The following is a 10,199-nucleotide window of genomic DNA, read 5'->3' as shown; positions in this document are numbered from 1 at the left end:
ATCAGGAACGTACGGTCGGAGACCTTGCCGAGGGTGACGCCCTCGATGCCGCGCAGCTGCTCGACGATCTCGTCGGCGTGGGCGGTGGAGGTGGCGGCGATGGTGACGTCGATGCGGAGCTTCTCGTGGCCGGACGCGGTGACGTCGAGGCCGGTCACCGAGCCTCCGTGGGACTCCACGGCCGTGGTGATCTGGGAGACCGCCGTTCCGCTCGCGGGCACCTCCAGACGGACCGTGATCGAGTAGGAGACGCTGGGCGCCGTTGCCATGGCCGACTTCCTCTGCACTGCTGGGTCGCGGGTTTGCCGTCCGATCGTCGCACCTACCGACGAGTACATGAAAGCCGCCCCGGGTTGCGATCGTTTTGTTCTCCATCAAGCCTTTGGGGGCACCCGGAGCGGGCCCCGGAAGGGCGGCGGGAGCAGAAAAGAGAGGCCCACATCACAAGTGATGTGGGCCTCTCTCGCGTTCATGACACCGGCCCGCCATGCTCGCCTCGCGGCAAGTGGTCGCTCGTAGCGACGAAGGTTGGGCCCGGGGGCTTGGATCGAGCCGGTGTCACGACCAGGCTAACAAACGGAAGCCGGAAGACCATTCCCGTCCGCGGAGTTCACAGGAAACGATCGGCCGTTCAGTCCCTCAGCAGGTCCGGGACACCGTGCGCGTCCGGCTCGTCGCGCTCCCCCGAGACGACCGTGAGCTGCTGCGTCGCCCGGGTGAGGGCCACGTACAGCACCCGCAGGCCGGCCGGGCTCTCGTCCGCGATCTCCGCCGGGGAGACGACGACCGTGGCGTCGTACTCCAGGCCCTTGGCCTCCAGGCTGCCGAGGGCCACCACCCGGTCGCCGAGCCCGGCGAGCCAGCGTCTCGCCTCCTCGCGCCGGTTCATGGCGACCACGACGCCGACGGTCCCGTCGACCCGCTCCAGCAGACGCTGGGCCTCCGTGCGCACGGTGGCGCCCAGGGCGTCGGTGACGGCCTCGAAGCGGGGCACGACCCCCGTCGACCTGACCGCCGACGGGGATTCGGCTCCCGGCATCGCCAGGGCCAGCACCTTCGCGGCCAGCTCGGCGATCTCGGCCGGGTTGCGGTAGTTCACCGTCAGCTGGAAGCGGCGGCGCGGGCGGGTGCCGAGGGCCTCGTCACGGGCCTCGGCGGCCTCGTCGGGGTCGGACCAGGAGGACTGGGCCGGGTCGCCGACGACCGTCCAGGTGGCGTGCCGGCCGCGGCGGCCGACCATGCGCCACTGCATCGGGGTGAGGTCCTGTGCCTCGTCCACGATCACGTGCGCGTACTCGGTGCGCTCCTGGGCGAGCCGCTCGGCGCGCTCGCGCTGCGTCTCCTCGCGCACCGGCATCAGCTCCTCCAGGCCGGTGAGCTGGTCCAGCGGGTCGTACTCGCGCCGTTTGCGGGGGCGCAGCGGGGCGCCGAGGATCGCCTGGAGTTCGTCGAGCATGGCGATGTCGTGCACCGAGCGGCCGTCCCGCTTCAGGGCCCGGGCGACCTTGCGGACCTCGCCCGGGTTGAGGACCCGCCGGGCCCAGCGGCCGAGCCGCCGTTCGTCGGCCATGGCGGCGAGGACCGCCTCCGGGGTCAGCTCGGGCCACCAGGCGTCGAGGAAGGCGATGAACGAGTCCTCGGTGGTCACGTCCTCGTCGAAGGAGGAGCGCAGCTCGGCGGCGAGCTCGGGGTCGCTGTGCCGGCCGGCCGCGCCGGAGCGCTCCCACAGGGCGTCAAGGAGCAGCTTGCGGGCGCGGGGTCGCAGGAGGTTCACCGGGGCGGTGCCGCTGAGGGCGTTCTGCCGGACCCGGTCCAGGTCGGCGGCCTCCAGCTCCAGACGGCGGCCGAAGGCGACGACCCGCAGCCGGGTGGGGGTCCCCGCGGGAGCGGGGGCCTCGTCGGGTTCGCCGAGGGTCAGCTGCGCCGGGGCCCGGCCGCCGCTCTCCAGCGCGCCGCGCGCCGCCTTCCGCAGCACCTTCAGCATCCGGTACGAGCCCTTGGCCCGGGCCACCGCCGGGGAGTCGTACAGGGTGGCCTCGGCGCCGTCGACCAGGGAGCCGATGGCGCGGATGGCGACCTGGCCCTCCTCGCCGAGCGAGGGCAGCACGCCCTCGGTGTACGCCACGAGCAGCGGGGTGGGCGAGACGATCAGGATGCCGCCCGCGTACCGGCGCCGGTCCTGGTAGAGCAGATAGGCGGCCCGGTGCAGCGCGACCGCGGTCTTTCCGGTGCCCGGACCGCCCTCGACATAGGTCACGGAGGCGGCGGGGGCGCGGATGACCATGTCCTGCTCGGCCTGGATGGAGGCGACGATGTCGCGCATGGTGTGGCTGCGGGCCTGGCCGAGGGCGGCCATGAGGGCGCCGTCGCCGATGACGGGCAGTTCGCCGCCGTCGAGGACCGCCTTCAGCTCGGGACGCATCAGGTCGTCCTCGACGCCGAGGACGCGCCGCCCCTTCGAGCGGATCACCCGGCGCCGCACGACCCGCCCCGGGTCGACCGGGGTGGACCGGTAGAACGGCGCCGCGGCGGGCGCCCGCCAGTCGATGACCAGCGGCGAGTAGTCGGAGTCGAGGACTCCGATACGGCCGATGTGGAGCGTTTCGGCGATGTCGGCCGTGTTGTCGGGGCGGACGGCCCCCTCGGCGGGTTCCACGGCGGTGTAGGCGCCGTCCGGACCCTTCTTGCCGTCCTTCCCGGCGAGCAGGTCGATCCGCCCGAACAGGAAGTCCTCGAACTCGTTGTTGAGCCGGTTGAGGTGGACACCGGCGCGGAACACCTGGGCGTCCCGCTCCGCGAGGGCGCCGGGGGTGCCGACCTGCCCGCGCTTGGCCGCGTCGTGCATCAGGAACTCCGCCTCGTGGATCTTCTCCTCGAGGCGCCGGTACACCCGGTCGAGGTGTTCCTGTTCGATGCCGATCTCTCGGTCCCGCACCGAATCCGGCGCGGTGTGCCGAACCGATCCGACCGCGGTTTCCTGCTGTGCCTGAACGGCCACCGGGCCCCCTTCTGACGTGCTGGGCAGCCGTCAACCGTACGCGAAGGGGACCCCGTGTAGGAAGTTACGCGTCGATCTGGACCAGCTTCTTGCCGTCGAAGGTCATGACCTCGAAATGGTCGATCTCGTTGGTCTTGAACGCGGCGCCGCCCACGACGTAGAGCGGGTTCTTGGCCTGCTCGGTCTTGGCGTTCGGGATGCCGTAGCCCCACTCCGGGACCGACCAGGAGGAGACGGTCTCGCGCTCGCCGTTCTTGCCGACGGCGATGAGCGAGCACTTCTCCGGACCCGTCACGTTCTTCAGCTCGACGCCGATCTCCGTGCCCCACGCCTTCTCGCCCATGGCGACGGTCGCGGAGACCTTGGAGGCGGAGTCGGTCGCGGAGACGCGGTCGGTGAGCGTCGCGAAGGTGGTCTTGGCCGAGTTCGCCGACTTGGTGGAGCTCGCCTCGGTGCTCTTGGTGCCGCTGTCGCCGCCGGTCGCCGCGAGCACGGTGAGCGGGCCGCCGATGATCAGCGCGGCCGCGGCCGCCACCAGGAAGAACGAGCGGCGGCGCTTGACCGCGCGGCGCTCGGACACCTCGTCGACCAGCCGTTCCGCGAGCCGCGGGCTGGGCCGGGCGGACAGGGACTCGCCGATCGCGGGGGTGCCGGTGCCCGGCAGGTCCGCGAGGGCGGCCAGCATGGGTTCCATGCCGGCGAGCTCGTCGAGCTGCTGGGCGCACCACTCGCAGCCCGCGAGATGCATCTCGAAAGCGGTTGCTTCGGCGTCGTCGAGAATCCCGAGGGCGTAGGCGCCGACGGTCTCGTGTTCGCTCGGGCTCGGAGATCCCGTAGATCCCTGCATGGGTCCAGACATACCCGAACCACCCGCTCCGAATCCCCCGTAAACGCTCATCACGCCGTCACCCCCCGCTCCTCCAGAGCCAGCTTCATCGACCGCAGGGCATAGAAGACCCGTGAGCGCACGGTGCCGCTGGGTATGCCCAGCGTCTCTGCCGCCTCGTTGACGGTACGCCCCTTGAAGTACGTCTCGACGAGCACCTCCCGGTGGGCCGGGGTCAGGTCGTCGAGCGCGTCGGACAGCGTCATCAGCCACAGCGCCTTGTCGATCTCGTCCTCCGCAGGAATGACCTCCAGCGGCGACGGGTCGACCTCCTGCGGCCGGGCCTGCCGGCTGCGGTGGCCGTCGATGACGATGCGGCGTGCGACCGTCACCAGCCAGGGGCGTACAGATCCGGTCGCACGATTGAGCTGACCGGCGTTCTTCCAGGCACGGATGAGCGTCTCCTGCACGACGTCCTCGGCGCGCTGCCGGTCTCCGGCAACCAGGCGCAGGACATACGCAAGCAGGGGTCCGGCATGCTCCCGATACAGAGCACGCATCAGCTCCTCGTCAGGTTCCGAGGGCTGGGACATGCGATGTCGGGCCCTCGATCCACGTTCATTGGCCACGGCCGCATCCTTGCGCACGCCCACCTCCGGTGTCCGGGGGTTCCCCCAGTCGGTCGCTCGACGACGGGTACGCAAGCGGGGTGTTGAGCGTTCAAACCGTGGAGAGACTTTTCTTCGGGGTGTCATGACGAGCGGGGACATGGCGGCACATTCCCACCGCTTCTTCTTTACATTTCCGCCACATCGACAAGATCTCGCGGGCTGCCCGGCGCGCGGCCCGGGTAAACAGCGTGTAATCGAAATCACTTCGACAGTCGGCCGACGACGCGTCCACGAAAGCCGCATACCCGGCAGGCGAGTTACGTCTGCGAGGCGAGCGCCGCTCGTCGGCGGTGCCGCGCCACCCGCTCCCGGTTCCCGCAGACCTCGCTGGAACACCAGCGGCGCCGGCGCCCCCGGGACATGTCGACATAGACGATCGGGCAGTTGTCCCCCGCGCACTGCCGCAGCCCCGTCCGGGCGACGGGATCGGTGAGCAGCTCCACCGCGTCCCGGGCCACCGCGGCCAGCAGCGCGGCACACGCCGGCGGCCCGGCCAACTCGCGCACGAGCCCCCCGTCTTCGCCGCGCACCGCACGCGGGACCGGGGGCACGGCCCGGGCGGCGTCGTTGACGCGGGCCAGGGCGAGGTCGTACGACCCGGCGTCGTGCCGGGCGAGCCACCCGTGCACCAACTGTCCCGTGTTGCGACGCAGTTCCCGGAAGGCGGGCGGCCAGGACGCGTCGGCGTGGGTGAGCGGGGTGTCCGGCGGGACGAGTCCGGAGCCGCGGATCCACGCGCACAACGGCGCGACGGCGTCGAGCCGTTCGAGGGGATGCGCGGTAGCGAGAAGGTCGAGACAGATCCGCCCGGCGTCGAACCGGAGCTCGTCCATGCGCGTGTCACCGCCAACCGAGGGGGCACTCCTGGGAAACCGTCCCTCTCACAGTGCCCGGCCGCGAGCGCCACCGGAACCCCCCGGGCCCTTTGACGCAGGTCAGTGCATTTCGGCCCGTCCGGACGACGAGGACTCCCCCTTCCGCTCCTTCTCCCTGATCCCCCGTCCCTGATCTCCCCTCGATCCCCCCTCCCTGATCCCCCTCCTCGCCCCTGCTGGAGGGAAACCGTGAGGGGAAGGAGGAAGAGGGGAGAGGGGAGAGGGACGCAAGACAGAAGGCAGAAGGAAGGGGAGCAGGGGCAGGGGCAGGGGACAGAAACCCCTTACTCGTCCGAGTACTTCGCGTCCGCGGCCGGATCCAGCGCCAGCCGGTACCCCCGCTTCACCACCGTCTGGATCAGCTTCGGCGCCCCGAGCGCGGTCCGCAGCCGGGCCATCGCCGTCTCGACGGCATGCTCGTCCCGCCCGGCGCCGGGCAGCGCCCGCAGCAGATCGGAGCGCGGCACGACCCACCCCGGCCGCCGGGACAGCGCCCGCAACAAGGACATGCCCGCCGGGGGCACCGGCTTCAAGGACCCGTCCACCAGCACCGCGTGACCCCGGATCTCCACCCGGTACCCGGCGATCGGCAGCGCCCGGGCCCGCGACGGCAGCTCCTGGCACAGCAACTGCACAAGCGGCCCGAGCCGGAACCGCTCCGGCTGGACGGTGTCCACGCCCCGCCCCTGGAGCGGCAGCGCGGTGACCGGACCGACGCAGGCGGGCAGCACGTCATGGGCGAGCGCGGCGAGCAGCTCGGGCAGCAGACCGCGCTCCTCCGCGCGCGACAGCAGGGACGCGGCGGCGGGCGCGCTGGTGAAGGTGATCGCGTCCAGTCCGCGCGAGACGGCGGCGTCGAGGAGACGGTCGAGCGGCGAGACGTCCTCCGGCGGCATCCACCGGTAGACGGGCACCCCCACGACCTCCGCGCCCGCGGCCCGCAGCGACTCCACGAACCCGGGCAGCGGCTCACCGTGCAGCTGGACGGCGACGCGGCGCCCGTCGACGCCCTCCTCCAGGAGCCGGTCGAGCACCTCGGCCATGGACTCGCTGGACGGCGACCAGTCCTCCGTCAGCCCGGCGGCCCGCACGGCGCCCTTGACCTTGGGGCCGCGGGCCAGCAGCTCGACGCCGCCGAGCCGGTCGAGCAACTGCTCGCCGAGCCCCCAGCCGTCGGCGGCCTCGATCCAGCCGCGGAAGCCGATGGCCGTGGTGGCGACCACCACGTCCGGCACCTGGTCGATGAGTTCCTTCGTGGCGGCGAGCAGCTCACCGTCGTCGGCGAGCGGCACGATCCGCAGGGCGGGCGCGTGCAGCACCGCCGCTCCCCGCCGCTGGAGCAGCGCGCTGAGCTCCTCGGCCCGGCGCGCGGCCGTCACGCCCACGGTGAAGCCCGCGAGGGGCCCGTGTTCGACGGCGCCCTGGGGGCCGGCGTCGGATCGCTGCTGTTGCTCGTACATCACTCTCGTCCCGCTCGAGTCCCGTTTGCACCTACATGCCGACGAGCCTGTCAACGGTGCGTGACAGGCTCGGTTCGGCTACGTGTCGCCGGTGTTACGTCACACCTCGGCGTAGCTGAGCTGCTGCTTCGCCTCGGAAGCGGTGCTTCCTGCCGTGATCCTTCCGGACGGACGGCGAAGGTATACGGCCCACGTGACCCCGAAGCACGCCGCGTAGAAGGCGAGGAAGGCGACGAAGGCGCCGGTCCCGGAACCGTAGGACAGGAAGGACTGCCGGAAGGCCAGGTTGATCCCGACACCGCCGAGCGCGCCGACCGCGCCGATCAGCCCCATGGACGCGCCGGACAGGCGTCGGCCGTAGGCGGCCGCCGCCTCGCCCTCCAGCCCCTTGGCCACGGCCTTCGCCTGGAAGATGCCGGGGATCATCTTGTACGTCGAGCCGTTGCCGAGGCCGCTGAGCACGAACAGCACCACGAAGACGCAGACGAAGAGCGGGAGCGACTTCTGCATGCTGGCGAAGACCAGGACGGCGGTGGCGGCGGCCATGCCGATGTAGTTGTAGAGGGTGATGCGGGCGCCGCCGTAGCGGTCGGCGAGCCAGCCGCCGACGGGACGGATGAGGGAGCCGAGCAGCGGGCCGATGAAGGTGAGGTAGGCCGCCTGGAGGGGCGTCCGCCCGAACTGGTTCGTCAGGACCTGCCCGAAGGCGAAGCTGTAGCCGATGAACGACCCGAAGGTGCCGACGTAGAGGAAGGACATGATCCAGGTGTGCACGTCCTTCGCCGAGTCGATCGCGGCGCCCGTGTCGTTCTTCACGGAGGACAGGTTGTCCATGTACAGCGCGGCGAGGGTGGCGGCGACGACGATGAGCGGGATGTAGATCCCCAGCAGCACGCGCGGGCCGCCGCTGGCGCCGATGACGGCGAGGGCGATCAGCTGGATCACCGGCACGCCGATGTTGCCGCCGCCCGCGTTGAGCCCGAGCGCCCACCCCTTCTTACGGAGCGGGAAGAAGGCGTTGATGTTGGTCATGGAGGAGGCGAAGTTGCCGCCGCCGATGCCCGCGAGCAGGCCGACCAGCAGGAACGTGGTGAACGAGGTCCCCGGGTCCATGACCGTGAACGCGGCGATGGTCGGGATCAGCAGCAGCCCCGCCGAGATGATCGTCCAGTTCCGGCCGCCGAAGACCGCGACGGCGAAGGTGTAGGGCACCCGCACGACCGCCCCGACCAGCGTCACCATCGAGGTCAGCAGGAACTTGTCGGCCGGGGTGAGGCCGTACTCCGGGCCCATGAAGAGCACCAGCACGGACCACATCGTCCAGATCGAGAACCCGATGTGCTCGGAGAGGACGGAGAAGAGGAGGTTGCGACGGGCGATCTTCTCGCCCTTCTCGTTCCAGAAGGCCTCGTTCTCCGGGTCCCACTCCTCGATCCAGCGGCTCCCCTTCTTCGTGGGGGGCAAGGGTGCGGGGGCTGTACTCGGGGCTGTCATGACGCCTCCACGGTGCTCCGGGGCTCAGGTGTTCCGGGGGGATGAGCGGTGATGAGTCCCGAAGGTAGGGAGGGCGCGTTTCCACGCTGTGGCTGTGGGTGACCGGAAAGGAACGTTGCTCTCACCTTGCGCGGAGGGCCGGTGAGAGGTCGTGGGCAGGACGCGACAACCGGACACCGCCTGGGGGGAACCGCCGGGCCGGAGGGCGGAGTCCGCGTCCGCGCGGCCGGACGTGCCCCCGCCCCCGGTCCGAGGACCGGGGGGGGGGGCACGTCCGCCGAGGCGCGGGGCGTTCGTCAGTGGCAGACGAACTCCTTGTTGGCGGTGCTCGCGCTCAACGTGCAGGTCTGGCCGCGGACCGCACCGGCCGGGTCGTGAGCGGTGAGGTCCCAGGTCCCGGCGTTGCGGCTCAGGACCGCGTACCCGAAGACCCCTCCCTGGGTGACGGAGTGATGCACGGGCTGCGCCGGGGTCCCCACCGCCTTGCCGATGACGGCGGCGTCGTTCGGCCCCTGCTCCAGCGGGGCTCCACCGGAGAAGCCCACCGTCACCTGCGGGGGCCGCGTGGTGTCGAAATCGACCATCTGGTAGAGGTGCGCGTGGCCCGAGAGCACCATGCGGATGTTGTCCGCCGGCCGTCCCAGGGTCGTACCGGCGACGGCCCGGTCGAGGACGGGGGTGAACGTCTCCGCCGGGGGGCCTGCCGATCTCACCATCCACACGGGCTTGTGGGTGAAGAGGAAGTAGTCGTGGCCGGGCTGCTGCGTCGCGGCCTGGTTCACCGCTTCGAACTGCCGGGTGTAGATCGCCTGCTGAGCGAGGCTTCCGCTGTCGGCCGGGTCGGCGAACGAGGAGTCCACGGAGAGCAGGTGCAGGGCGCCTGCCCTGATCTCCACCGGATCGGGGTAGAAGGAGCACGATCCGTCGGCCCTGAGTTCGTCGGCGAGGTAGCGGAACCACGCGGCCCCCGCGCCGCCCGTCGCGGGCGGGGTGCGGCAGTCCTCGTGGTTGCCGCGCGTCAACGCGACCGGCGCCACGGAGAGCAGACTCTCCGCCGGTCTGAAGAAGTCGGCGACCACACACGCCCAGCTGAACCTGTCCGCCGAGGTCGTGCAGCCCGGGTTCGCCGCCGTGTCGTCGGCCCGGGCCGGGTCGTCACGGTAGAGGTAGTCGCCGACATGGAGCACGAGATCCGGCTGTGTCACCGTGGCCGCGCTGTTCGCGATCCGCGGGAACGGCCAGCCGTTCTGGTGGTCGGCACAGTCCTGCTCGGGGCCCGCCGTCGTGACGCGGCACCCCGAGTCGCCCAGGACGGCGATGGTGCCGGGACGGGTGTTCGCCGTCCAGTTCGGCAGGGGAAGCTGACGGTTCGCGGGGTGCACCACGGCCGCCGCGACCGTCGACTGCGCGAGGACCGCGTCATAGGCCCCGAGGGGCACGACCAGCTCGCACACCGTGGTGGGGAACTGCGGCGGCGCGGGACGGCTCAGCAGCCGCATCCGGTAGGCGGTCCGCACGATGCCCAGGGTGTACCGCACGGAGGGGCAGGTGCCGGAGGAGTCGGTGGTGACATAGCGGATCTGGGTCCCCCGGCTGGTCAGCTGGGTCCACGCCCATGCCTCGCCGTTGGGGTTTCCGGTCCCGGGCGGCGGTGTCGTCCCCGGTGGCTTCGGGCTTTCGCCGTAGGCCGGGGTGCCCGGCGGAGGGGTCGTGCCCGGCGGCTTCGGCCCTCCGCCGGCGGACACGGGCCCCGCGAGGGCCGTCCCGACCGAGAGCACCGCCGCCAGCACACCCGTCATGGCCAGAACAATGGTCCGGCGCGTCCTGCTCACGTTCCTCCATCCCGAAACCCTGGCTCGGGCCCGCCCCACGGAC

The 10,199-nt window shown here is 71.4% G+C and carries 7 protein-coding genes and 1 pseudogene; all 8 read right to left on the bottom strand.

Features of this window, described 5'->3' with window-relative positions; all coding sequences use genetic code 11:
* Positions 1-269, bottom strand: a pseudogene (locus J2X68_RS33070) (NAD-dependent malic enzyme); the annotation flags it as partial.
* A gap of 362 nt (positions 270-631) precedes the next feature.
* A complete protein-coding gene (locus J2X68_RS33065; protein ID WP_310436284.1) occupies positions 632-2,998 on the bottom strand; it encodes a UvrD-helicase domain-containing protein in 2,367 nt (788 codons plus the stop codon).
* A gap of 64 nt (positions 2,999-3,062) precedes the next feature.
* Entirely contained in the window at positions 3,063-3,845 is a 783-nt protein-coding gene (locus J2X68_RS33060; RefSeq protein WP_310436283.1) for a zf-HC2 domain-containing protein, read from the bottom strand.
* A 50-nt stretch (positions 3,846-3,895) separates the two neighbouring features.
* On the bottom strand, positions 3,896-4,417 hold the full coding sequence (locus J2X68_RS33055; protein WP_010039908.1) for a sigma-70 family RNA polymerase sigma factor: 522 nt from the start codon (positions 4,415-4,417) through the stop codon (positions 3,896-3,898).
* A gap of 335 nt (positions 4,418-4,752) precedes the next feature.
* The gene (locus tag J2X68_RS33050; protein ID WP_310436282.1) at positions 4,753-5,328 is read right to left on the bottom strand and encodes an ABATE domain-containing protein; all 576 of its coding nucleotides are present in this window, start codon (positions 5,326-5,328) and stop codon (positions 4,753-4,755) included.
* A 326-nt stretch (positions 5,329-5,654) separates the two neighbouring features.
* A complete protein-coding gene (locus tag J2X68_RS33045; protein WP_310436281.1) occupies positions 5,655-6,830 on the bottom strand; it encodes a uroporphyrinogen-III synthase in 1,176 nt (391 codons plus the stop codon).
* Between the two features lie 99 nt (positions 6,831-6,929).
* Positions 6,930-8,324 carry a nitrate/nitrite transporter gene (locus J2X68_RS33040; protein WP_310436280.1) on the bottom strand — a complete coding sequence of 465 codons (1,395 nt, stop codon included), beginning with the start codon at positions 8,322-8,324 and terminating at the stop codon, positions 6,930-6,932.
* 296 nt (positions 8,325-8,620) lie between these two features.
* Positions 8,621-10,156, bottom strand: a complete 1,536-nt coding sequence (locus J2X68_RS33035) for a metallophosphoesterase (RefSeq protein ID WP_310436279.1) — start codon at positions 10,154-10,156, stop codon at positions 8,621-8,623.
* Positions 10,157-10,199: the final 43 nt, after the last annotated feature.

Origin of the sequence: Streptomyces sp. 3330, from assembly GCF_031456635.1 — a bacterium.
Lineage (GTDB): Bacteria > Actinomycetota > Actinomycetes > Streptomycetales > Streptomycetaceae > Streptomyces.
The sequence above is the reverse complement of the archived record's forward strand: the minus strand, read 5'-3'. Positions and strand labels throughout refer to the sequence as shown.